Annotated in this window: 22 protein-coding genes, 1 tRNA gene and 1 pseudogene; 3 read left to right on the top strand and 21 right to left on the bottom strand. The window is 61.4% G+C overall.

All coding sequences use genetic code 11. The features are described from left to right. Positions 1 to 3: 3 nt before the first annotated feature. Positions 4 to 1,620 (top strand): ABC transporter permease, encoded by a 1,617-nt coding sequence (locus tag ACK4TM_RS01110; RefSeq protein WP_409695415.1) that lies wholly within the window; start codon positions 4 to 6, stop codon positions 1,618 to 1,620. A gap of 12 nt (positions 1,621 to 1,632) precedes the next feature. Continuing rightward, positions 1,633 to 2,511 (top strand): annotated as a pseudogene (locus tag ACK4TM_RS01105) (ABC transporter permease); the annotation flags it as partial. Between the two features lie 29 nt (positions 2,512 to 2,540). On the opposite strand, the gene ACK4TM_RS01100 reads toward ACK4TM_RS01105, so the two are convergent. The 7 genes from ACK4TM_RS01100 to ACK4TM_RS01070 are packed head-to-tail and all read right to left on the bottom strand — an operon-like array spanning position 2,541 to position 8,885. Further along, the gene (locus tag ACK4TM_RS01100) at positions 2,541 to 3,470 is read right to left on the bottom strand and encodes an AEC family transporter (RefSeq protein ID WP_409695406.1); all 930 of its coding nucleotides are present in this window, start codon (positions 3,468 to 3,470) and stop codon (positions 2,541 to 2,543) included. A gap of 39 nt (positions 3,471 to 3,509) precedes the next feature. Further along, positions 3,510 to 4,322, bottom strand: a complete 813-nt coding sequence (locus tag ACK4TM_RS01095) for an MBL fold metallo-hydrolase (protein ID WP_409695403.1) — start codon at positions 4,320 to 4,322, stop codon at positions 3,510 to 3,512. Next, complete coding sequence (locus ACK4TM_RS01090; RefSeq protein ID WP_409695400.1) at positions 4,319 to 5,107, bottom strand: TatD family hydrolase; 789 nt, start codon at positions 5,105 to 5,107, stop codon at positions 4,319 to 4,321. The genes ACK4TM_RS01095 and ACK4TM_RS01090 overlap by 4 nt, the downstream gene beginning before the upstream one ends. 10 nt (positions 5,108 to 5,117) lie before the next feature. After that, a complete protein-coding gene (locus tag ACK4TM_RS01085) occupies positions 5,118 to 6,224 on the bottom strand; it encodes a DNA polymerase III subunit delta' (protein ID WP_409695397.1) in 1,107 nt (368 codons plus the stop codon). Continuing rightward, positions 6,221 to 6,829 (bottom strand): dTMP kinase, encoded by a 609-nt coding sequence (gene tmk / locus ACK4TM_RS01080; RefSeq protein WP_409695394.1) that lies wholly within the window; start codon positions 6,827 to 6,829, stop codon positions 6,221 to 6,223. The genes ACK4TM_RS01085 and tmk overlap by 4 nt, the downstream gene beginning before the upstream one ends. Beyond that, a complete protein-coding gene (locus tag ACK4TM_RS01075; protein ID WP_409695391.1) occupies positions 6,826 to 8,016 on the bottom strand; it encodes a D-alanyl-D-alanine carboxypeptidase family protein in 1,191 nt (396 codons plus the stop codon). The genes tmk and ACK4TM_RS01075 overlap by 4 nt, the downstream gene beginning before the upstream one ends. Positions 8,017 to 8,033: 17 nt before the next feature. Beyond that, entirely contained in the window at positions 8,034 to 8,885 is an 852-nt protein-coding gene (locus ACK4TM_RS01070) for an SPOR domain-containing protein (RefSeq protein WP_409695388.1), read from the bottom strand. 228 nt (positions 8,886 to 9,113) lie between these two features. Here ACK4TM_RS01070 and ACK4TM_RS01065 point away from each other — a divergent pair. Next, positions 9,114 to 9,203, top strand: a tRNA-Ser gene (locus ACK4TM_RS01065). A gap of 428 nt (positions 9,204 to 9,631) precedes the next feature. Here ACK4TM_RS01065 and ACK4TM_RS01060 read toward each other — a convergent pair. The 14 genes from ACK4TM_RS01060 to ACK4TM_RS00995 form a co-directional block, all read right to left on the bottom strand. Then, positions 9,632 to 10,081, bottom strand: a complete 450-nt coding sequence (locus ACK4TM_RS01060) for a hypothetical protein (protein ID WP_409695385.1) — start codon at positions 10,079 to 10,081, stop codon at positions 9,632 to 9,634. A gap of 134 nt (positions 10,082 to 10,215) precedes the next feature. Beyond that, complete coding sequence (locus ACK4TM_RS01055; RefSeq protein ID WP_409695382.1) at positions 10,216 to 11,460, bottom strand: c-type cytochrome; 1,245 nt, start codon at positions 11,458 to 11,460, stop codon at positions 10,216 to 10,218. Positions 11,461 to 11,474: 14 nt separating this feature from the next. Beyond that, positions 11,475 to 11,630, bottom strand: coding sequence for a hypothetical protein (locus ACK4TM_RS01050; protein WP_409695379.1), 156 nt, complete (start codon positions 11,628 to 11,630; stop codon positions 11,475 to 11,477). 28 nt (positions 11,631 to 11,658) lie between these two features. Beyond that, positions 11,659 to 12,750, bottom strand: a complete 1,092-nt coding sequence (locus ACK4TM_RS01045) for a P-loop NTPase (protein WP_409695376.1) — start codon at positions 12,748 to 12,750, stop codon at positions 11,659 to 11,661. A gap of 80 nt (positions 12,751 to 12,830) precedes the next feature. Next, a complete protein-coding gene (locus ACK4TM_RS01040) occupies positions 12,831 to 13,826 on the bottom strand; it encodes a formate dehydrogenase subunit gamma (protein ID WP_409695373.1) in 996 nt (331 codons plus the stop codon). A 13-nt stretch (positions 13,827 to 13,839) separates the two neighbouring features. Beyond that, entirely contained in the window at positions 13,840 to 14,436 is a 597-nt protein-coding gene (fdh3B, locus tag ACK4TM_RS01035; protein WP_409695370.1) for a formate dehydrogenase FDH3 subunit beta, read from the bottom strand. Between the two features lie 14 nt (positions 14,437 to 14,450). Beyond that, on the bottom strand, positions 14,451 to 17,420 hold the full coding sequence (locus ACK4TM_RS01030; protein WP_409695366.1) for a formate dehydrogenase subunit alpha: 2,970 nt from the start codon (positions 17,418 to 17,420) through the stop codon (positions 14,451 to 14,453). Further along, entirely contained in the window at positions 17,420 to 17,632 is a 213-nt protein-coding gene (locus tag ACK4TM_RS01025) for a hypothetical protein (RefSeq protein ID WP_409695363.1), read from the bottom strand. Before ACK4TM_RS01025 ends, ACK4TM_RS01030 begins: the two co-directional genes overlap by 1 nt. A gap of 62 nt (positions 17,633 to 17,694) precedes the next feature. Then, entirely contained in the window at positions 17,695 to 18,315 is a 621-nt protein-coding gene (locus tag ACK4TM_RS01020) for a molecular chaperone (protein ID WP_409695361.1), read from the bottom strand. 125 nt (positions 18,316 to 18,440) lie between these two features. Next, complete coding sequence (locus ACK4TM_RS01015) at positions 18,441 to 19,088, bottom strand: DUF3306 domain-containing protein (protein ID WP_409695358.1); 648 nt, start codon at positions 19,086 to 19,088, stop codon at positions 18,441 to 18,443. Positions 19,089 to 19,091: 3 nt separating this feature from the next. Beyond that, positions 19,092 to 19,622: a DUF3305 domain-containing protein gene (locus ACK4TM_RS01010; protein WP_409695355.1), complete on the bottom strand. Its 531-nt coding sequence runs from the start codon at positions 19,620 to 19,622 to the stop codon at positions 19,092 to 19,094. A gap of 9 nt (positions 19,623 to 19,631) precedes the next feature. Further along, positions 19,632 to 20,621: a DUF6352 family protein gene (locus ACK4TM_RS01005; protein WP_409695352.1), complete on the bottom strand. Its 990-nt coding sequence runs from the start codon at positions 20,619 to 20,621 to the stop codon at positions 19,632 to 19,634. Next, the gene (locus ACK4TM_RS01000; protein WP_409695349.1) at positions 20,621 to 21,166 is read right to left on the bottom strand and encodes a DUF6505 family protein; all 546 of its coding nucleotides are present in this window, start codon (positions 21,164 to 21,166) and stop codon (positions 20,621 to 20,623) included. The genes ACK4TM_RS01005 and ACK4TM_RS01000 overlap by 1 nt, the downstream gene beginning before the upstream one ends. Then, a complete protein-coding gene (locus tag ACK4TM_RS00995) occupies positions 21,163 to 21,897 on the bottom strand; it encodes a biotin/lipoate--protein ligase family protein (RefSeq protein ID WP_409695346.1) in 735 nt (244 codons plus the stop codon). Before ACK4TM_RS00995 ends, ACK4TM_RS01000 begins: the two co-directional genes overlap by 4 nt. Positions 21,898 to 21,914: the final 17 nt, after the last annotated feature.

The following is a 21,914-nucleotide window of genomic DNA, read 5'->3' as shown; positions in this document are numbered from 1 at the left end:
TTCATGGCAGAACAAATGATGGCCGCCGATGGCCGCACGCTCAAATCCAGCCTCAACCGCGCCTTGCGCAGGCAAAAGCTGCGGGCGATGCTGCTGATCGCGCCGCTGCTGCTGTTCATCATGATCACCTTCGTCATCCCGATCGGGCAGATGCTGTTCCGGTCCGTTGAAAACCAGATCGTCGGCGATACGATCCCGCGCACCGTCCAGGAACTTGCTGCATGGGATGCCAGCACCGATCCGCTACCGCATGAAGCCGTTTACGCCGCCTTTGCCAAGGACATGGCAGTCGCCGTCGAAGAACGCCGCCACACAAGATTAGGGTCGCGGCTGAATTATGAACTGGCGGGGATATCTTCGCAATTCCGGCGCACTGGCCGTGATGTCAGCGATATGGGCGAGGTTTATACCGAACAATTCGCAGCACTCGACCCGGCCTGGGAAGAGCCTGCCACCTGGATCGCGCTGATGGCTGATCCCGACTGGATCAGCGACCGGGCCGCATGGGACGGCGAAGGCACAGAACCCCGTTTCGTGCTGTCGGACGACGCAGCCGAGGGGCTGCCCCGGACGGCGGATATCTACGCCGACTTTGCCCGCATCACGCAACAGGTCAACAGCCGCAGCCCGACAGCGGTGCAGCCCTGGAACGTCGTTTATGCCGCCCTTTACGAAGACCTGACCGCCGGCGGCCCCGCCCCACAAATCGATGGACCTGCCGCGACCCTGCTGACCGAAGCCACAGCCGCGGCGCCGGCCTTTGCCACAGAGGATTTCCGCGCCGCATTCATCAACAGTTCGAACGGCTGGGGTGATACGCAGATCTGGCAGACGATCCAGACCTTCAGCGCGCCCTATACGGCCGGTTATTTTCTCAATTCCATCGACATGCAGATGACGCCGGACGGGGTCGTGACGGTGCCGGAAAACCAGCAGATCTATGTCAAATTGTTCATCCGCACCCTGATCATGTCGCTGACGATCATGGGGGCCTGTATTCTGCTGGGTTATCCGGTGGCGTGGATGCTGGCGAACCTGCCCGCGCGGCAGGCCAATCTGATGCTGATCCTTGTCCTGCTGCCGTTCTGGACCTCGCTTCTGGTGCGGACCTCGGCGTGGAAAGTGCTGCTGCAACAGCAAGGGGTGATTAATGACCTGCTGGTCTGGATCGGGCTGGTGAGCGATGCAAACCGGCTGACGATGATCAACAATGCCACCGGCACTGTGATCGCGATGACGCATATCCTGCTGCCGTTCATGATCCTGCCGCTGTATTCGGTGATGAAGACGATCCCGCCCAGCTATCTGCGCGCGGCGAAATCACTGGGGGCGACGAACTGGACGGCATTCTGGCGGGTTTATTTCCCGCAATCTGTGCCGGGGATCGGGGCGGGGTCAATCCTCGTGTTCATCCTGTCCATCGGTTATTACATCACGCCGGAAATCGTCGGCGGCACCTCGGGGATCTTCATCTCGAACCGGATTGCCTATCACATCTCCAGTTCGCTGAACTGGGGGCTGGCGGCAGCGCTTGGCACAATCCTGCTGGTGGTGGTGATGGCGCTTTACTGGGCCTATGACCGGATCGTCGGCATCGACAACGTGAAACTCGGAGGATAAACCATGGCCGCTTTGCCCATCTATGCCACCACGGGTCAGAAGATCTGGCATTATACCTTTCGGGTGATCGTGGGATTGATCCTGTTCTTCCTGATCGCGCCGATCCTGATCATCATCCCTTTGTCGTTCAACGCCGAGAGTTTCTTTACCTTTACGCCCGCCATGCTGGCGCTGGACCCTGATGGCTATTCCCTGCGCCATTACCGGGATTTCTTTACCAATCAAGACTGGATCAGACCGCTGCAGAACTCGCTGATCATCGCGCCTTTCGCGACGATCATCTCGGTCAGCCTTGGCACGCTGGCGGCGATCGGCCTGTCGCAATCGCATGTGCCCTACCGACGGGCGATCATGGCGATCCTGATTTCGCCGATGATCGTGCCGCTGATCATCTCGGCCACGGGGATGTTCTTTTTCTACAGCCAGCTGGGCTTGTGGATGGAAAGCACGCTTGGGTTTTCGCGGTCCTTCACCGGCTATATCAAGGTGATCCTCGCGCATGCCGCGCTTGGGATTCCCTTTGTGATCATCACGGTGACAGCCACGCTGGTGGGTTTTGACCGGTCCCTGACGCGTGCTGCCGCAAATATGGGGGCAACGCCGACGCAGACATTCTTCAAGGTGCAGATGCCGCTGATCCTGCCCGGCGTGGTATCAGGCGGGTTGTTCGCCTTCATCACGTCGTTTGACGAGGTGGTCGTGGTCCTGTTCGTCGGTGCTGCCGCACAGAAAACCCTGCCGTGGCAGATGTTTACGGGTTTGCGCGAACAAATCAGCCCCACAATTCTGGCTGCCGCAACCGTGCTGGTCGCCGTCTCGGTCGTGCTGCTGGCCACGGTGGAAATGCTGCGGCGCCGGTCCGAACGGCTCCGCGGTCTGTCGCCAAGCTAGACCTTCCCCGCGGGGAAGGTTCTGGCCGGCTACGGCAGCAATGCGAGCCAGCCCCAGATCGTCAGGATCGACAGCCCCGTCGCCATCAGCACTGATGATGCGGCGACCCGTTTGGCCCGGCCATACATATTGGCAAAGATATAGGCATTGACCCCCGGCGCCATCGCCGCTGTCAGAATGGCCGAACGGGTGCCGGCAACGCCAAGCCCGCCCGCCTGCCCCAGCACCCAGACAATCGCGGGATGCAACAGCAGCGACACAGCCACCACATACATGATCGTGCGCATATCGCCTTCGGGGCGATAGCGATACAGCACGCCACCCAGCCCGAACAGGGCGGCAGGCAAGGCCGCGCGCGCGATCAGATCCAGCGCATCGGCCAGGACAACGGGCGCGGGATACCCGCTCAGGTTCACGACGAAACCCAGCGCGATCCCGATGATCAGCGCATTTTGAAACATCGCCCGCAGCACCTTGCCCGGCAGGGCGCTCACGGCGCCACCCCGGTTGCGCGCGATTTCCATCGCAGTGATCCCGACACCATAGCAAAACGGCGAATGGATCGCGATGATCGCATAGTTGGCTTCCAGCGCGGAAACCCCATAGGCGCGTTCGGTGATCGGCAGGCCCAGCAGCAGCGAATTGGAAAACAGACAGCAAAAGCCGATGGCGACGCTGTCTTCCCAATCGCGCGCGAAGATATAGCGCGCGCCCAGCAGCCCTGCCAGAAAACCGCCGAGGGCCCCGGCATAAAAGCTGCCCAACAGCACAAGGTCAAAGCTTTGTTGCAGATCCAGCGTCGAGATGGCGCGGAACAACAGGCAGGGGATCGCGAAATTCTGGGTGAATTTCATCAGCCCGTCGACACCGGAATCGCTGAAATATCCTTTCCAGACGGCCAGATAACCAAAGCCGATCACGATGAAGACAGGCAGAATAACTTCGAGCAGAGCGGCCATGGGCGGTCCTTGAAAAACTTGCTGCCTCAGGCGGGAAAGTCAGGCGCGGACGGTGACGGGAAAGGTCAGGGTCAGCCCGTCATAGGCGGGTTGAATATGGGCGGGGGTTTCGGCGGCGACGGTGGCGTAGTCCAGATCGTTGTGCATATTGGTCAGCACGGCATGTTCGGGTTGCACCCTTGCGATCCAGTCCAGCGTTTTCGCCAGATGTGCATGGGTCGGATGTGGCTTGCGGCGCAGCGCATCGACGATCCAGCAGGTCAGGTTTTCCAGCGCAGGCCATGCCGCATCGGGAATGTCGGACACATCGGGCAGATAGGCCACGTCATTGACCCGGAACCCCAGCGCATCGATGCTGCCATGCGCGACCCGGAACGGGGTCAGCGTGACCGGCCCCCCTGCCCCGGTGATCGTGACATCGCCGTCGATCGTGTTCAGATCGCAGATCGGCGGATAGGCGGACCCTTTGGGCTGCACGAAAGCATAGCCAAAGCGCGACAGCAGCGCGTCAGTCGTGTCGCCATCGGCCCAGACCTGCAGCCGTTCGCGGGTATTGAAGACGATCATCCGCAGATCGTCGATCCCGTGGACATGATCCGCATGCGCGTGGGTATAGACGACCGCATCCAGCGTGCTGACGCCCGCATCAAGCAGTTGGCTGCGCATATCGGGTGAGGTGTCGATCAGCACCCGCGTCGCCTGATCGCCGCTTTGCCGCGTGATCAGCAAGGAGCAGCGCCGCCGGTTGTTGCGCGGATCATCCGGGTCGCAGGCCCCCCAATCGCCGCCCAGACGCGGCACGCCGCCAGAGGACCCGCAGCCCAAAATGGTAAAGCTGATTGTGTCGGTCATGCCGCGGCCTTCCAGAAAAGCCGGTCGAAATTGGCATTCGTGCGGGCCGCGAAATCGGCATAGTCCAAACCGAAAATCTCTGCGCCTACTGCTGCGGTATGCGCGGTATGGGCCGGTTCATTGCGCCGCCCGCGATGGGGGGGCGGCGCCAGATAGGGGCTGTCGGTTTCAACCAATATCCGATCCAGCGGGGCGCTGGCGAAAATATCGCGCAGGTCCTTGCTTTTCGGGAACGCAGCGATGCCCGACATCGACAGGTAGAAGTCCAGATCAAGCGCTGCCTGCGCAAGCGCGGCAGAGCTGGAAAAGCAATGCATCATGCAGGTATAGGGGCCGTTGCGATGTTCCTCGGTCAATATCCGCGCCATATCGTCATCGGCGTCGCGGGCGTGGATGATCAGCGGCAGTCGGGTTTCGCGCGCGGCGGCGATATGCACCCGCAGGCTGGATTGCTGGATTTCCTTGCTGTCGGCGGTGTAATGATAATCCAGCCCCGTCTCGCCGATGCCGACGAATTTGGGATGCTGCGCCAGTGCGATCAGTTCATCGACACTGGCCAGCGGTTCATCCGCTGCCGACATCGGATGGGTCCCGGCGGCATAGAACACCGGCGCATAGGTTTCCGCGATGGCACGCACGGCGGGTTCGTTGCGCAGTTTCGTGCAGATCGTCACCATCCGCGTCACGCCTGCCGCAAGCGCGCGCGCCATGATGTCGTCGCGTTCCCCGTCGAAATCGGGAAAATCAAGGTGGCAATGGGCATCGGTGATCGGGCTTTGGGTCATGGCGCGGCTTTCAGGCTGCGGCGACGCCTTGCGCCGTCTCTTCAATCTTGAAGATCATATCAAGGATCAGCGCGGCAGGGTCAAGGTTCACCGCGCGCCCATGCCGCGACCTTTCGGACAGATCCTGCTGCAAGCGGGCCCAGGCCTGTGCTGCGCGCGCATCGGGTGCGATCCGCGCCAGCAAGCGCGCCTCGCCCTGCGCGCCCTGCGTGGTGGGTTCACCTAGCAGCCCCGCGCGCGCGCTCCGGGCGATGAACAGATCGATCAGGTCGAGCGTCAGGCCAAAGCGCGCCTCGGACCCGCGCCCGGCGCAGGCATCGGCAAGGCGCAATGCCGCCTGCCGGTTGATCTGCGGCAGACCGTCAAAAAGCTGGACCAGATCGGCATAAAGCGCCAGCCCGCCACTGCCCAAAAGCCGGATCGCGTCACCGGCAGAGCCGCTGGCAAGCGCGGCGAGGCTGGCCGCGTGATCAGTGCTGTGTCCGGCCTGCGCCAAGGCGCGCGACAGATCGTCCGGCCCAAGTGCTGCGCAACGCAATTCGCGGCAGCGTGACCGGATCGTCGGCAACAATTTGGACGGTTGATGCGCGACCAGCAGGATCACAGCGCCCGCGGGGGGTTCTTCGAGTTCTTTCAGGATCGCATTGGCGGCATTGCGGTTCATTTCATCGGCGGCATCGACGATGACGACGCGCCTGCCGCCATCCGTTGCGGACATCTGAAAGAAATGTTTCAGGCTGCGCACCGCATCGACGGTAATTTCCGCGCGGAACTTGCCGGTCTTTTCGTCCCATGGCCGCCGGATCAGCGCCAGACGCGGATGCGCACCCGATTGCACCAGTTTGGCGTCGGGATGATCGCGGTCCACTGCAAGGCTGTGCTGGCCCAGCATATCAGGGTCCGGATTCGCCAAAAGAAAGGTCGCGATTTTCCACGCCAACGTGGCCTTACCCACCCCGCGCGGGCCGGTGATCAGCCAGCCCGAATGCATCCGGCCGGCAGTGAAAGCATCGACAAAGGCCTGCTCTGCTGTCTGCTGACCATATAGCACGGCCGTTTCGCGCGGATGGGGTGCGCCGGGGATGCGGTCGGGTTCTGCTGCGGCTTCATCGCTCATAGATGTGCTGCCACGTCGCTGGCGATCTGGTCCATTGTGCGGTTGCCGTCGATCACCACACAGCGCCCGGGATTGGCATGGGCCAGCGCCAGAAAGCCATGCCGCAGGGTTTCCTGAAACGGCAGGCCGAAATCCTCGAACCGGTCTTCGCCGGACCGGCGGGCAAGGCCGCGCTGCAACGCGGTGGCCGGGTCCATGTCGATGATGAAGGTCAGATCAGGTTCGCGGGCGATCATCAGATCATGCAACGCGTCGACCTTGGCGCGCAGATCGCCGCGTGTCGCCCCTTGGTAGACGCGCGTGCTGTCGGCGAAACGGTCAGACACCACGGTCTTGCCTGCCTCCAGCGCCGGCAGAATGGTCTTTTCCAGATGGTCGCGGCGGGCGGCGGTGAACAGCAGGATCTCTGTCTCGGCGGACCAGCGGTCGGTGTCGCCGGTCAGCAAAAGTTGACGGATTTCTTCGGCCCCCGGGCTGCCGCCGGGTTCGCGGGTCAGGATGACATCGGCATGCCGGGCGCGCATAAAGTCGGCAAGCCGGCGCGCCTGTGTCGATTTACCGGAGCCGTCGATCCCCTCGAACGTGATGAAGCGGGATGATGTCATGCGCCATTCGCATCGGCGCCTGCATCGGCACCCGGCGCAAAACCGTATTTGCCCCAAAGGACCATCGCTGCGGTGCGCATCCGCGCGCTGAAACCGCCCAAAGGCACGTCAGTCTCGGCCACCAGCGGCACGCGCTTCTCGGGCAGATCTTCGAGCGCGATAATCAATTCGCCCAATTGCTGACCTGCGGTGATCGGGGCCTGAACCGGGCCATCAAAGACGACTTCGCCATTCACGGACCCCTGATGCAGGATCGGCACCAGCATCTGCAGGTCTTCGGCCACGGTCAGGCCCACGCTGGTTTCGGCCCCCATCCAGACATCGGCCGTGGCAACGCGTGTGCCCGCTGTGGCGACATCACGTTCTGCAAACTGGCGAAAGGCCCAGTTGACGATCCGTTCGGATTCTTCGGCCCTTGCGACAGCGGTGTCCAACCCGGTGATCACGAAGATCACACGCCTGTCGCCCTGCACGGCAGACCCGGCCAGACCGTAACCCGCCTCTTGCGTATGGCCGGTCTTGAGCCCGTCGGCACCGATGCCCATCCGCAGGATCGGATTGCGGTTTTGCGAATTGGACGGCACTCGCCCGTCAAAGGCAAATTCGGTTTCGGCAAACAACGGATAGAATGTCGGGAAATCGGCAATCAGACGACTGGACAGAATGCCCAGATCCTCGGTCGACATGCGGTGACCGGCGGCGGGCCAGCCGCTGGCATTCACAAAGACCGAATTCACCATGCCCAACTGGCGCGCACGCTCTGTCATCAAGCGACCAAAACCTGCCTCGGTTCCGTCAGGCGACAAGGCTTCGGCCAGCACCACGCTGGCGTCATTGCCGGACAGCACGATCACGCCGCGCAGCAAATCCTCCACGCTGACGCGGTCGGTGGTGTCCAGAAACATAGACGATCCGCCAAAGCTCGCGGCATGGGTGGACACGGGCAGGATATCATCGACGGACAGCCTGCCCTGCGTGATCGCCTCGAAGGCCATGTAGATCGTCATCAGCTTGGACATCGAAGCTGGCGGCAAAGGCGTCGCCGCATCCTTGGCCAGCAGCACGGTGCCGGTGGTCTGGTCATAGACATAAGCGGCGCGCGCGCTGGTCTCGAACGCCTGCGCATGGGCAAGCCCGGCGCAAAGCATCATAATGCCAGCCGTCAGTCCGGATTTGATCGTATTCATAGCAAGCCCTTTCATCATCAGTTCCGGATCAGATAAGCATCCGTGAAGCCCAACCCCTTGATCCGCGCCAGTGCCGCCTCATCCGCCACCGGCCCCGCCACGACGCGCCAACTGCTTTGCAATGGCACGACCTGCGCATTAAACCCGGCCGCATTCAGACGGCCCGCTGCGGCATCGGCATTGGCCTGCACGCCGAATACACCGATTTGTGCCAGAGTGCCCTGTGGCAGGGCCGCAGGCGCGGCGGCGTTCGCGGGTGCTGCTGCGGCGGCGGGCAAATTCACCTCAACCCTGTCTTCAGGAGCGGCAGGCGCGGTGGCGACCGGGTCCAGCGGGGTCGCGGTGATGGTGTCAGGCGCGGACAGATCTGCGGCAGCGCCGATATCGGCGGGCCCGGCAAGCGCGTTATCACCGGGCTCGGCCACCTCCAGACGCCGCAGGACGGTCACAGCCAGCTCTGTCGGCGCGCCGGCAAGGATGCCCAACGCCTCGGCCGCATCGGAGGATACCTGCAGCGCCGGCCCGGGATTGTCGCGTTCACGGCGAAACAGCGCCCCTGTGGTGGATTGCCCGTTCAGCGTATTGCGAATGATGACGCGTTCAGGTTCGCGGACATCAGGATGCGCGACCCAGATGCCACCCAGCGAGGGACGGCCATCCCACAGACCGCGATCCGTGACTGCAAAAATATCGGGCCGTTCGACATCCTGACCGACACGCGCGCCCTGATCTGCACCGGCAGAGGCGCCAAACAGGCCCCCCGTCAGACCCCCGGTGCCTTCATTGCCGCAGGCCGCCAGCAGCAGCCCCGCGCAAAGCATGGCGGGCAACGTCACCCGGCGTCGCTGTTGTATCGGTTTGCCTGTCATTCCCAACCCCTTCATTCTGCGTCAGATGACGAAGAAATCAGCCCTTTTTCTTATGTTGCGCCTGTTCTGGCGAAAGCAATCCCAGCCCGGACCATGCGAGATCGCCTTTGGATTACAGATAACCGCCCCAAAGGCGTATGGAAAGCCGGAACCCACTGGCTTCGGCAATTTTCCCCGCGCGGAAAGCTGCTTTCCGAATCACTTTTCACCCGCTAACAGGTCCCGGTCGGAGGAGTGGCAGAGTGGTTGAATGCACCGGTCTTGAAAACCGACGTAGGTGAAAGTCTACCGTGGGTTCGAATCCCACCTCCTCCGCCAGTTCGGTATCAATCGGAAGCGCCCGCGCATGCAAACAGGCGCACGCATGAGGCTGCATGCCTCTACCGCCGATTTCCGTAACTTACATGCTCTGACATACGGTATTGGTTCGCTGCGTGACGCCTCGGCCTGATCCTGATCCTGATCTTGATCCTGCAAGGCAGTTAGTGCTGCGCTCTCCCCGTCAAGTGCAAGTTTCCGCAAGATCCCGCGATTCCGTGCGCGATGACATCACAGTTACGCTTGAGACACATTTCCGCCCTGGCCGCGCCCATCGGGTCAGCGCTGCTGTAAGACGGTCAGTGCCGTCCCATTCTCAGGGCAAATTTTATGTGGTTTTTCGCCTGCCACCCCAGCCTGCAAGGCTGGTATTCACTCAGGGCAGACCGACGCGGCCAGCGCGGACAGGCGCGCTGGCAGACCTTTGATTATTCTTCAGCGACCACGGGCGGCCCGGAATGCGACATCTTGTTTTCATCACCGCGCAGCAATGTACGCTCGGCGTCGGCGCGGCCCTCTTCGACGATGCCATCGATCTGTCCGTTATGCACATCTTCGAACTCCATCCCGGCGATGGCCTCGCTTGTTTCGGACAGCAGCTCCTCGGCGCGGTCCCGGAGTGTGGGCGTGTCGAAGACGTCATCCGGATCGACGAACAGAACATCGCACAAAGCCCGGTCCAGATCCGCCGCGCATTCGGTCACGACGCCCCGCACCTGTCCGCAAGTCGTCTGATCCTGCACCTCGACACATTCCGCGACAATCGGCACGAACAAGGCGTCGTCTTCGCTGCTGAGGTCTGCCGTCTGCGCAAAAAGCGGAACGGCGGTCATGCAAAATCCGATGACACCGGCTGCGTATAACTTTTTAAAGGGCATTCTTATCTCCTGTGAACATGCGTCCAAGGGGCGTGGCACCCTTGCGACTGACCCTGATCATCCCAAAGCCTTCGATGATTAACGCCGACTGGTCGTCTTTGTTCCCCAGTTGCCGCATTCGTGAGCACGCGGGGCTAGTCTTGCGCCACACGCTGCAGATAGTCGGCCAGCGCCTGCCGGTCCTCTGGGTCGGCGATCCGCTGTTCGGGCATGCGGGACCCCGGCGTATAGGCTTCGGGCCCAAGAGTGAACAGTTCCGACAAAGTCCGGGGCGACCAGATGATGTCAAGCTGTTGCAGGGCCGCTGAATAGTCATAGCCTTGTTGCGTGCCGATGGCCCGACCGAAAATGCCATGCAGGCTGGGCCCTGCCATGCTATGGTCGTCGGGTTCCAGAGAATGGCAGACCGCACAGTTTTTCCAGACTTCCGCCCCGCGGCTGCCATCATGGGCGGCAGGGGCCGCCTCTGCCACGAAATTACCCGGTTCACCATCGTCAAGCGGCCAGCGGCGAATGATCCCGTCCGCGCCGGAGGTGAAAACCTGCGTCTGCGTGATCGCCAGACCCCATACCGGGCCGCCCGCCGCTGTGAACGACTGGTAGGGCGCAAGATCATCGCCCAGCGACAGCCAGACGGTTCCATCCAGTGACGCAGCTGCGATGTATTCTGCCCCTGCCGCGACTGACACCAGGGGGCGATCCGTCAGGAAACGTTCTGTGCTCAGCGCGCCTGCGTCGTCATAAAGCCGCAGCGCGCCATCGGCAAAGATCACCGCGATGCCGCTGTCTGACACGGCAAGCCCGTTGGGCAGTTCGGTCAGGCTTTGCCTGAATGCCAGCGCGGATTGGGGTGTCCAGCGCGCCAAAAACAGATCACCGCCGACGGTGACCAGATCGCCATCGGGCAGGTAGCCAAGCCCGGTCACACGGTCGCTATGGGCCTGAAATTCGGTGACCTGTTGTGTGGACAGATCAAGGCGCAGGACGCGCCCGTCCCAATAGCCTGCGGCGACCTGTGTGCCGTCCGGGCTGACGTCGAGCGATGCCACCGCCGATGCGGCGGCATCGGTGGCAAAGCCGGGTTCGCGACCGTCGGCTTGCCAGGTCGCAAGCCTGCCATCCTGACCTGCGGTGACAAAACCGCCTGTGGGCAGCAGGTGGACCGCCGTGACATTGCCGTCATGAAAACGGGTGACGTTGCGCGCGGTGGCAGTATTCAGATCCCACAGGATCGCGCGGGTATCAAAGCCGCCTGACACCAGCACCCCCTGCCCTGCGTCAAGCGCGCCGACAGGCCCGCCGTGACCACGCAGGTCCTGCGCAACGGCTGGCATCGCCATCCCAGCCAATATGGCAAGGCAGGTGGAGGTCAGACGCATGACACGGCCCCGGTTCAATACCCGATCAGGTTCTGTCCGGGGTTATCGACCCGCGCGCCTTCGGTGGTGTAGGCGGCGTAGCTGGGTTGCTGGAAGGTGTTGTCCAGCACCATGGCGGCGGCGACGGCCACAAGGCCAGCAAAGACCACGGCGAAAAGAAAGGCTTTCATATCGGTTCTCCTGTCAGGTTCATAAATATCATATCATGCGCGGGGATGGACCCGCCTTTTGCAGATCAAGGCCACCCAGCATGGCGCGCGCGATATCCGTATAGATCCGCCCCAATGGCCCGTCGGGATCGCGCGCGACAATCGGCTGGCCCGCATCCGATGCGGCCCGCAACGCCATGGTCAGCGGCACCGCGCCCAGATAGGGTACGCCGATACGCGCGGCCTCGGCCTTGGCACCGCCGTCGCCAAAAATGGCGTGGCTGCTGCCGCAATCGGGGCAGATGAATTGCGACATATTCTCGATCACCCCAAGGATCGGCACATCGACCTTGCGGAACATCGCGATGCCGCGCCGCACGTCGATCAGCGACAGATCCTGCGGGGTGGACACGATCACCGCACCTGCCAGCCGCGTGCCCTGCGCAAGCGCCAGTTGCGCATCACCGGTGCCGGGCGGCATATCGACCAACAGCACATCGAGCGCGCCCCATTCCACGTCAGCCATCAGCTGAGTGATCGCCGACATCACCATCGGGCCGCGCCAGACCATCGCTGTTTCAGGTTCAACCAGCAGACCCATCGACATCGCCTTGAGTCCGTAGGCCTGCATCGGGCGCAATTTGCGCCCCTCGCCCATGGCGGGTTTGCCGTGCAGGCCCAGCAAGGTGGGCAGGGACGGCCCATAGACATCAGCATCCAGAATGCCGACGCGCAGGCCAAGCGACACTAGCGCCAGTGCCAAATTGACCGTCGTGGTCGATTTTCCGACACCGCCCTTGCCTGATGCCACGGCGATGACATGATGGATACCGGCCAGTGGGTCGGTTTTCGTGGGCTTATCAGCGACCAGTTTTGGGGGTGCCGGACGTTCTGCTGTCAGCACGACAACGGCTGATGTAACGCCGTCCAGCGCGCTCAGACCCGTCGCCACCTTTTCGCGCAGCGGCGCAAAGGCTGCGGCTTCTTCCGGGCTGATCTGGATCGACAGGCTGATCTTGCCGCCCGATTGCGTCAGCCCCGCCACGCGACCGGAACTGCCCAGGGTCCTGCCATCGGGCAAGGCCACCGCCGCCAGAACCCCGGATATATCATCATCGAGATTGCGATTGCTTACCGGCATGTTTCCCACTGGTCATCAGAAGTGAAACGACCCAGCCACCGCCAAGGGGCCGGGTCGCTGTTCAAAGGCTGCGTGCCCGGCTATTCGGCTGGCGTCGAAAGCGCGCTTTGCTTGGCGGGCTTTGCTTTTTCTTCCTCGACCCAGAGCGCGTGATGCTCTTTCGCCCAGTTTTCATCAACCTCGCCCGACCCCATCGCGTCAAAGGCACCTTCCATACCGACAGAGCCGATATAGATATGCGCAATGATGATGGCCGATAGACCTGCGGCAACCAACGCGTGGATCGTCTGATACAATTGCCAGTCAGCAGGCGTGCCTGCAACCGCCGGGAAAAGCATCATCACACCGGTAAAAGACAGGCCCGCACCGCCAAGAATGACGGACCAGAAGATCACCTTCTGACCGGCGTTGAACTTTTTCGCAGGCGGGTGAACGCCTTTTTTCAAAAGACCGCCGCCCTGCTTGATCCATTGAAGATCGACCTTGTTGGGGATGTTTTCCAGCACCCACAGCACAAAGATCAGCGCCAGCGCCAACATGAAAGGCCACGCCAGATAATTATGCGCCAGTTTGCCAAAAGCCGTCAGTGTGCCAAACGCGTTTTCACCGATGATTGGCAGGATCACCGTGCTGCCGATGATCAGGTTCAACCCGGTCAGCGCCAGAATAATGAAGGTCGCGGCAAGCGTCCAATGGGCAAAACGGTCAATCGTGCCAAAGCGCAGGATCTTGCGTCCGGAAAATCCGGCATCGACCCTGATCCGGCCCCGTATCAGGTAGAAAATAGCCAGCAACACGACCATGCCGGCAACAGCGGCAATGGACAATGTCTGCATTGTGCCGCCCTGAAAGGCGGCCCAGGATTTGTTTTCGGGCTTGATCAGGTTGCCCGCGTTGCCGTCGGGAATAGACACGCGGCCCGCCACGGCGTTGCTATCGCCGCCCAAGGCCTGAAACATCGCATCCTCGGTCACCGAATTTTCGGTGGGATTGACCTGCGCGAGCGCGTCAGGTGCGGTTTGGCCGATGAAGACCAGAACGGCCAAGGCGATCATGAGTTGGGAAAAATATCGCATTTTCATGTTCTCCTTACACCGTAACCGTTTCACCATAGGCCGTGCGCCAACCCCAGGCACCCGAACCATAGCCGCGCGTGACGACGCGTTCGCGATAGATATCGGCGATGATATCGCCATCCCCCGCCAACAGCGCTTTGGTCGAACACATTTCCGCGCATAGCGGCAATTTGCCCTCGGCCAGACGGTTGGCACCGTATTTGACATATTCTGCCTGCGACATGTCCGGTTCCGGACCGCCCGAACAATAGGTGCATTTGTCCATCTTGCCGCGTGTGCCGAAATTCGCGGTCTGCGGGTACTGCGGCGCGCCGAAGGGGCAGGCATAGCTGCAATAGCCACAGCCGATGCAGGTGTCCTTGTTATGCAGCACGACAGCATCGTCAGTGGTGTAAAAGCAGGTGACCGGACAGACCGCAGCACAAGGCGCATCGGTGCAATGCATGCAGGCCATCGAGACCGAGCGTTCGCCGGGCAACCCGTCATTCAGGGTCACGACCCGGCGGCGGTTGATGCCCCAAGGCACCTCGTGTTCGTTCTTGCAGGCGGTGACGCAGGCGTTGCATTCGATGCAGCGGTCCGCGTCACAAAGGAATTTCATGCGTGCCATTTATTGATCCTCCCTTATGCCGCTGCAATTTGGCAAAGTGTGACTTTGCCTTCATGCATGCCGGTCACCGGGTCATAGCCGTAGCTGGTGATAACATTGACGGATTCGCCCAGAACGATCGGGTCAGTCCCGGCAGGGTAATTGCCGCGCTGATCTTCACCCTGGAACCAGCCTGCGAAGTGGAAGGGCATGAAGGCCAGACCGGAATTCACCCGCTCGGTTACCATCGCCTTGACCCGCGCCTTGGAGCCGTTTTCCGGGCCGTAAACCCAGACCCAACCGCCATCGGTGATACCGCGTGCGGTCGCATCTGCGGGGTTGATCTCGACGAACATGTCCTGCTGCAATTCGGCCAGCCATGGGTTGGACCGGGTTTCTTCACCGCCACCTTCATATTCCACCAGACGACCAGAGGTCAGGATGATCGGGAAGTCTTGCGCAAGATTGCGGTCCACGGCGCTTTGCTGCACCGATCTGCCGATATTGGGCATCCGCTGCTGACGACCGTCTTCGTTCGTCGGATATTCCGCCACCAGTTCGGGACGGCCCGAATAGATCGGTTCGCGGTGCACCGGGATCGGGTCCGGCAGGTTCCATGCAATGGCACGGGCCTTGCCGTTGCCGTATGGCACGCAGCCGTGTTCAATCGCCACGCGCTGGATACCGCCCGACAGATCGATGGACCAGCTGACGCCGTTGACCCGCTCTTCATCGCCGCCGCCGATGCCTTCGATCACGGCCAGTTCCTGTGCGGTCAGGTCAGCATCCCAGCCGAGTTCACGCAACATGCCCATGGTGAATTCGGGATAACCATCCTGAATCTCGGAGCCGGGGTTCCAGCTACCTTCGGCCAGCAATGTCTCGCCATCGCGTTCCAGACCGAAACGAGGACGGAATGCGCCGCCGCCTTCCATGACCGGGACGTTAGTGTTGTACAGGATATGGCTGCCCGGATGCCGGAATTCCGGTGTGCCCCAGCAGGGCCATGGCAGACCGTAGAAATCGCCTGCAATCTCTTCGGGGGCGTCCGGTCTTGCCTTCAGTGTGACCAGATCGAAATGCTGCTGATTGGCCATATGCGCCTTGAGGCGTTCCGGGCTTTGGCCGGTGTAACCGACAGACCAGCCGCCACGGTTGATTTCGCGCAGGATGGATTCCGGTGTCGGTTCCAGACCGAATTTGCCCTCGACCAGTTCAAAATTCTTGAACATCTCATCGGCAAAGCCCAACCGCTGCGACAGACCATACATCACCGCATAATCATTGTCGGATTCAAAGATCGGATCGACGATCTTTTCGCCCCATTGCACAGACCGGTTCGACGCCGTCCGCGACCCGGAACATTCAAACTGCGTGCAGATCGGCAGCAGATAGGTGTTGTCGGTGCGCGAATGCAGCGCGGCAAAGGTGGTAGGATGCGGATCAGCGACGACCAGCAGGTCCAGCGCATCCATACCGCGACGCGCATCCTGCATCCGGGGCACGGTATTGCCGCCGTGGCCGAAGACGACCATCGCCTTGATGTTGTCGCGCTGGTCAACTTCTTCGCTGTCCATCGTCACAGCATCAAACCAGCGGGTCGAGGTGATGCCCGGAATGGTCATGTTATCCTCGGCCGTACGCGCATCGCGCCCACCTTTGGCCGGTACGTCGTCGAAACGGGTGACGAAATATTCGTAAGGCACGTCCCAGACGCGCGACCAATGCTGCCAGGCACCGGCACCAAGGCCGTAGTAACAAGGCAGGTTGCCGACATCGAGACCGAAATCCGTGGCCCCCTGCACGTTGCAATGGCCGCGGAAAATATTGGCGCCATTGCCTTCGCCGCCGACATTGCCTGTCGCCAGCAGCAGGATGTTATAGGCACGCACGTTGGCGGTGCCGACAGTGTGCTGCGTGCCACCCATGCACCAGATAAAGGTCGATGGACGTTCCTTGGCGAATTTCTCTGCCGCGCGCCTGAGCGTGTCGCCATCCACACCGGCGATCTTTTCGACCACCTCTGGCGTGTAGGCACGCACGACTTCACGGACCTGATCCATGCCGTAAACGCGCTGCGACAGATATTCGGTATCTTCCCAGCCGTTTTCAAAGATGTGGTAAAGCATCCCGTTGATGACAGCGATATCGGTGCCGGGCCGGAAACGGATATATTCCGTCGCATGGGCCGCCGTGCGGGTAAAGCGCGGGTCGAGCACGATGACATTCGCGCGCTGCGTTTCCTTGCCCGTCAGGATGTGCTGCATCGACACCGGATGCGCCTCTGCCGCGTTCGAGCCCATGAAGATCACGGTTTTGGAATTGCGGATGTCGTTATAGCTATTGGTCATCGCGCCATAGCCCCAAGTGTTCGCGACACCTGCAACCGTGGTGGAATGGCAAATCCGTGCCTGATGGTCGACGTTGTTGGTACCCCAGAAAGCGGCAAGTTTGCGGAACAGGTAAGACCCTTCGTTGCTGAACTTGGCCGACCCCAGCAGATAGACCGAATCCGCACCGGAATTCTGGCGGATCTCGCCCATCTTTTCGGCGATTTCATCCAGCGCCTGATCCCAGCTGATACGCTGCCATTCGCCGCCGACCTTTTTCATCGGATATTTCAGGCGACGGTCACCATGCACGACCTCGCGCACCGATGCGCCCTTGGCGCAATGTGTGCCACGGTTGATCGGGCTGTTATAGGCAGGCTCTTGTCCGACCCAGACGCCATTCTGGACCTCGGCAATCACTGAACACCCGACCGAACAATGGGTGCACATGTTCTTTTTCAGCTCGATCGGCTGCGCCTGATCGGTAAATCCCGCGGCTTCGACCCGCTGCGTCAGGCCCGACCCGACCGTAGCGATCACGGCCAGACCGCCGATGCTCATCCCTGATGCACGCAGAAAGCTGCGGCGATCCAAAGGCTTGGCCGCGACCCCTGCGGCCATCTGCGACAGGCGGCCGGTCGCGGTCGCCTCACGTGTTCTGCGTTTGACCAGCATCAGTTATCCCCCCGATCATAGTAACGATTGGTGCGGTAATAGGTCGCGACATGCTCTGTCTCCTGATACCGCGCCTTTGTGCGCTCATCCCCGGTTTGCTGCGCCATCACCGGGCGCGCGCCCCCCGCCGTCAGGGCGGCAGCAGATGCACCCGTCGCCGCGACGCCGAAAAACGCCCTGCGGCTCATTGGATTATGTTTGTCTTTTGTCATCTGCTTCTCCCTCATGGCGGACCTGCAAGCTGGCTGGCTTACCGGCATAAAACCTGAACTCTTCAGGCAGCAAGCGCGAAAGCCCGCGCCTCGATATCTGTCAACAACCGGCCAATCTCGGCCAGTGGTCTGTAAAACTGTGCACTTGGTGCAATCGCCAGATCGTCAAAGAACTGCGCGGCCCAGGGGGCGAGATGGCGATTGAAGAAAGCGGCCTGCATATCATCGCTGACTGCAATTTCGCCGGAAATCATGTCCGCCATCACGTCGAGCAGCAGTGCGATATGATCTTCGGGTTCGTGCCGCCCCTTGGCGCGCGCGACACCCAGACGGGACAGATCGTCCCGCAGGATGGCCAGGGGCCGTTCGTTCAGAAACCCGGTCTGATAAAAGCTGGCATAGGGCAGCAATTCACCGCGTCCGACACCGATGAAAAGCTCGAAATACTCGCGTTCGACGCGGGCGGGATCAGCGGTTTTCGCCCCGTCCGCCAGCGCGGTAAAAGCGCGGCCCAAAGGCGATGCATCGCCTTGCAACTGGGCGATATGGTCCAACAATGTCTGATCCGGGCTGGCCGATAACATGCGGGCCAAAAAGCGATATTGTTCGCTTCTTGCGGCTTCCAGTGGATCAATGGCTCGCCCGGTTCCGGGCTGGCTATCCGACATTTTATTGAGCCTCATTTCCCCCACGGTAAGAAAATCTTACCACTTGACCCCATGTTATCCATGCTGGCGGTTAGTGTCCAGAATGTTTGACAGAATTGCAGCGATGCAACCCCATTTTCTGCTGATGGGGTCGTGTTTGTCTATCCCGGCAGGGCTCCGCCATGCCGCCGGCGCAGGGGCAACGGGTCATCGCTCGTATCCGCCACATCAGGGCGCGTCTTCTTAGGGTGATCGCCTGCCTCGTCACTGGGGTCAGCGCCCGCGACCCCGCGTCGGACCGGTGACGGCACGGCCTGCTGCGCTGCAACATCCATGGCTGTCTCAGCGGGGTCATCGTCCTGATCATCCCCACTTTCAACGGGCTGCGCGGTTTCTGCGTCGCGGCGTGGCGCAAACAATTCGCGCAGCATTTGCGCCGCCCGTTCGGGTGACGGGGCCGCGCCATCCCCCGGCACACCGCCCGGTGTGTTCCAGTCCCAGGCGTAATCCACCGCCGGGTCCTTGTGATCTCTGATCCCCGGCACGAGCATCCATTTCCGGCGCAAAGCCGCGTTGCGCAGAGCCTGCGGCACGCCTTTTTGCAAAAATACGCGAATGTCGGTTTGCGGGGTCAGATCGTCCAGCGCGGGAAGCGCTGCAATGTCTTCATCGCTGAGTGATTCGTCCAAGGTCTCCGGTTCGGGCGCTGGTTCGGGCTCTGCCACAGCTTCGTCCTCGACAGGCTGCGCGCGTTTGTTCCGCGACCAGCGGCCAAGAAAGGATGTGTCATCACTGGGCGGTTTTGGCATGGCTTACCTCTTGCGCGGGTTATGCGCCCATTTGTCGTCATCCTGGAGGATGCGCGGGGCGCGCGGCGGTTCGGCGTTGGGATCGATCACGTGGCGCTTGCGTTTCTTGAACGGGATATCCACGTGATGTGCCGCGACAAATTCCGCGATCTGCGTTGCGATCACCCCTGGCATCGGCACCGGTTCGACAAACAGATCCAGATCAGAGGCATAGCCTTCGCCCTCGTAAGGGTCGGCTGTCACATTCACGATCTCGGCTGTTTTAGGGTCCTGTCCACGCAAGGCGACCCAGAGCGCCGGACGGCCCGAAGAAAGATTATCGCGATGATGCAGCGTATCTCCAGAATAAAGCACCAGATCGCGGCCCCCCAGATACCATGTCTCGACCCCGTTGTCTGCGTAAAGCAGGGTGTTGGGCGCGGCATCCGGTTCTTGGGGCAGCACCGAACAGGGGCGCAATTCGCCAGCCCCCCATTTTGTGACCGCAGGCCGCCGCAGGGCCAGAACCGAAATGCGCAGGGTTTTTGTCGGCATGGTCTTCCCTCAGTTCAGCACGGGCGGGGCAAGCGGCAGACCCGTCAGCAGGTTCTGCGGCTTGATCCGCACCGCGCCATCCGCCCCCAGCCCCAGAAACAACCAGACCGGCTGTCCGCGCATATCAGGCGCGACACGGTCCTGATCCGCGATATCGAGCCGGAATAATCCCACCAATGTAGCAGGCATCAGCTGATTGTTCCACAAGGCGTTGCCGATCGCGGTGCCCGCCTGATCCAGCCCGACGAACCAGCGCAGGTCGATGTTGTCGGCAGAGGTCTGCGCCGTCACATCACATTCCAGCCCCAGCATATGCCGCAGGAAGGCGGCAATCGCCGTGGCCATGCCCGCCCGCGCCATCGCGTCACCGCCAAAGTTCAGCACCATCGTATGCGCGTCCGACCGCGACCAATAGGACCATTCGTTGCTTTCGCTCAGCACGTCCAGCCTGTCGATCCCACCCGACAACATCGCGGTGAGCGGTGAGACATGCATTTCCTGTTCCAGCAATTGCACAAGTTCCTCATCCGCCAGGAACAGATTGTCGTCCTGAATATGGCTGCGCTGCGGGCGAAAGAAACATTCCGCCGCGCGCAAAACCTGCGGATCGCTGCAGCCATCCAGCGCATTGCGCAGAATCAACTGCACAAGCTGGGACATGAATACGACGGGGATCGTGATGCCGTCCTTGACGATCCGGCTATAGCCTTCCTCCACGGTGCCGGCGGCGATCAGCCGGTCGCGCAAGGTCAGAAGAAAGCGCCAGTTTTCCTGCGCATCCTCATCTTGCAAGGCGATCAGTTCCAGTTCGGACACTTTCGCGCGTGGCCGGTCCATCAACCGCGCATGCAGGGCGCGTTCGGCGGAACAGGCATCGGACGGCGGCAGCACCTCTGGCCGCGCGAGCCAGGCAAGGATCAGTTCATCCGTGACCAACATGCGCCCGTGACGGTCCAATGTTGTCAGGTGATGGCCCGAGGCGACCCAGAATTCCGGCATCAGGACTTTCCTCTCAGATCAAAGATATTCACGTGATCCTCGGTTTCCTCGAAAAACTGAAAGGCGCGGTCGTGACCTTGCAGATGCGATCCGGAAAAGGCTGTTTCATCACGCGGTTTCAGCGTGCGGAACTGTTCGCGGATATCGCCCGCGTCATGTTTGCGGTGCAGCGCAATCAACGTGTTCAGCGGATGATCGCGGCACAGGCTTTCTGCCAGCGCGACCTCTTCTTCCGCAGCGGGGCGCGCAGCGTCAACAGAGGGCGCGCCCAGATGCGTCACCAACTGGCGGGCAAGGGTCAGAACCATGTCTTCACGCTCCTGCGGGCGCGCCTCTTGCACCGTCACCAAGGTAGAATGGCCGAAACTTTCGACGCCGAGAAACCCGGAACGAAAGGCAATCGATTCCTTGCGGGTCATGTCTTCTGGGCTGCGCCCCCAGAACAGAAAGGTCCCCGGCACGGCCCACTCACCGGGATCGGCGGCAAGGCTGAACACCACCTTGTCCGAGGCATCAAGCTGAATTGTCCTTGGCAGGCGGATCAAAGCTTTGGCCCTTTGGCATCGCGCCAGCCCGTGGCGTTGAAGGAGTGCAGCAACGGGTCCGACGTTTTGCCACCACCTGCGGGCGTGATTTCGACCAGCCGGTCATCTTCGATCCGGCGAACGCCACGCAACAGCGGCGGGTCGATCCGCATCAGATAGCGGTTGGTCACGGCATCCAGACCGTCATGCTGCCAGCGATCGAAATACAGCATCATATAGCTGGCGAAGGTCGCGATGATATCCTCTGCCGGGTCAAAGGCTTCTTCCTGTAAGGATGTGGAGTCAGGAAACCGCCCCGGTTCGGGCAGATGGTCGCGATCCGCGATCAGCTCGGCGGCGAACACCATCCAGTCGGGCACGTCCTGCGGTCCGGTGCCGGGGGCCACAGCAAAGCGCCCACCGCCGATCCGCGCCTTGTCGTAGCGGATTTCATCAGGCCAGTTCAGCCGCACCGCGCGTTCGGGCGGGCAATGCGCGGCAAGCGCATCGGCCACCGCCACCATGCCCAGCGGAAAGGCCATCTGCGCCTCTTCCAGCTTTTGTTCCGGCTCAAGCACCACGGCGAATGTCAGCAATCCCGACGAAGCATGACAGACCAGAGTCCCTGCCCCGTGATCCGGCGCCAGCGCCACTGCCTGTTCCAGAACATCCGGGCCTGTGCCATGATGCAGCCTGTATGGCGGCGGGAGCAGGATAGGTCCCAGACCGTGGGTTTGTGATGTCGTAACCATGATGCCTCCCCGATTTT

Source organism: Yoonia sp. (genome assembly GCF_046292185.1).
Classification (GTDB): Bacteria; Pseudomonadota; Alphaproteobacteria; order Rhodobacterales; family Rhodobacteraceae; genus Yoonia.
This window is presented reverse-complemented; position numbering and strand designations above follow the sequence as displayed.

Coding starts and splice junctions, on each gene's coding strand:
- ACK4TM_RS01110 (WP_409695415.1), top strand. CDS start 4: ATGGCAGAACAAATGATGGCCGCCGATGGCCGCACGCTCAAATCCAGC.
- ACK4TM_RS01100 (WP_409695406.1), bottom strand. CDS start 3,470: ATGGCCGCTCTGCTCGAAGTTATTCTGCCTGTCTTCATCGTGATCGGC.
- ACK4TM_RS01095 (WP_409695403.1), bottom strand. CDS start 4,322: ATGACCGACACAATCAGCTTTACCATTTTGGGCTGCGGGTCCTCTGGC.
- ACK4TM_RS01090 (WP_409695400.1), bottom strand. CDS start 5,107: ATGACCCAAAGCCCGATCACCGATGCCCATTGCCACCTTGATTTTCCC.
- ACK4TM_RS01085 (WP_409695397.1), bottom strand. CDS start 6,224: ATGAGCGATGAAGCCGCAGCAGAACCCGACCGCATCCCCGGCGCACCC.
- tmk (WP_409695394.1), bottom strand. CDS start 6,829: ATGACATCATCCCGCTTCATCACGTTCGAGGGGATCGACGGCTCCGGT.
- ACK4TM_RS01075 (WP_409695391.1), bottom strand. CDS start 8,016: ATGAATACGATCAAATCCGGACTGACGGCTGGCATTATGATGCTTTGC.
- ACK4TM_RS01070 (WP_409695388.1), bottom strand. CDS start 8,885: ATGACAGGCAAACCGATACAACAGCGACGCCGGGTGACGTTGCCCGCC.
- ACK4TM_RS01060 (WP_409695385.1), bottom strand. CDS start 10,081: ATGCCCTTTAAAAAGTTATACGCAGCCGGTGTCATCGGATTTTGCATG.
- ACK4TM_RS01055 (WP_409695382.1), bottom strand. CDS start 11,460: ATGCGTCTGACCTCCACCTGCCTTGCCATATTGGCTGGGATGGCGATG.
- ACK4TM_RS01050 (WP_409695379.1), bottom strand. CDS start 11,630: ATGAAAGCCTTTCTTTTCGCCGTGGTCTTTGCTGGCCTTGTGGCCGTC.
- ACK4TM_RS01045 (WP_409695376.1), bottom strand. CDS start 12,750: ATGCCGGTAAGCAATCGCAATCTCGATGATGATATATCCGGGGTTCTG.
- ACK4TM_RS01040 (WP_409695373.1), bottom strand. CDS start 13,826: ATGCGATATTTTTCCCAACTCATGATCGCCTTGGCCGTTCTGGTCTTC.
- fdh3B (WP_409695370.1), bottom strand. CDS start 14,436: ATGGCACGCATGAAATTCCTTTGTGACGCGGACCGCTGCATCGAATGC.
- ACK4TM_RS01030 (WP_409695366.1), bottom strand. CDS start 17,420: ATGCTGGTCAAACGCAGAACACGTGAGGCGACCGCGACCGGCCGCCTG.
- ACK4TM_RS01025 (WP_409695363.1), bottom strand. CDS start 17,632: ATGACAAAAGACAAACATAATCCAATGAGCCGCAGGGCGTTTTTCGGC.
- ACK4TM_RS01020 (WP_409695361.1), bottom strand. CDS start 18,315: ATGAGGCTCAATAAAATGTCGGATAGCCAGCCCGGAACCGGGCGAGCC.
- ACK4TM_RS01015 (WP_409695358.1), bottom strand. CDS start 19,088: ATGCCAAAACCGCCCAGTGATGACACATCCTTTCTTGGCCGCTGGTCG.
- ACK4TM_RS01010 (WP_409695355.1), bottom strand. CDS start 19,622: ATGCCGACAAAAACCCTGCGCATTTCGGTTCTGGCCCTGCGGCGGCCT.
- ACK4TM_RS01005 (WP_409695352.1), bottom strand. CDS start 20,621: ATGCCGGAATTCTGGGTCGCCTCGGGCCATCACCTGACAACATTGGAC.
- ACK4TM_RS00995 (WP_409695346.1), bottom strand. CDS start 21,897: ATGGTTACGACATCACAAACCCACGGTCTGGGACCTATCCTGCTCCCG.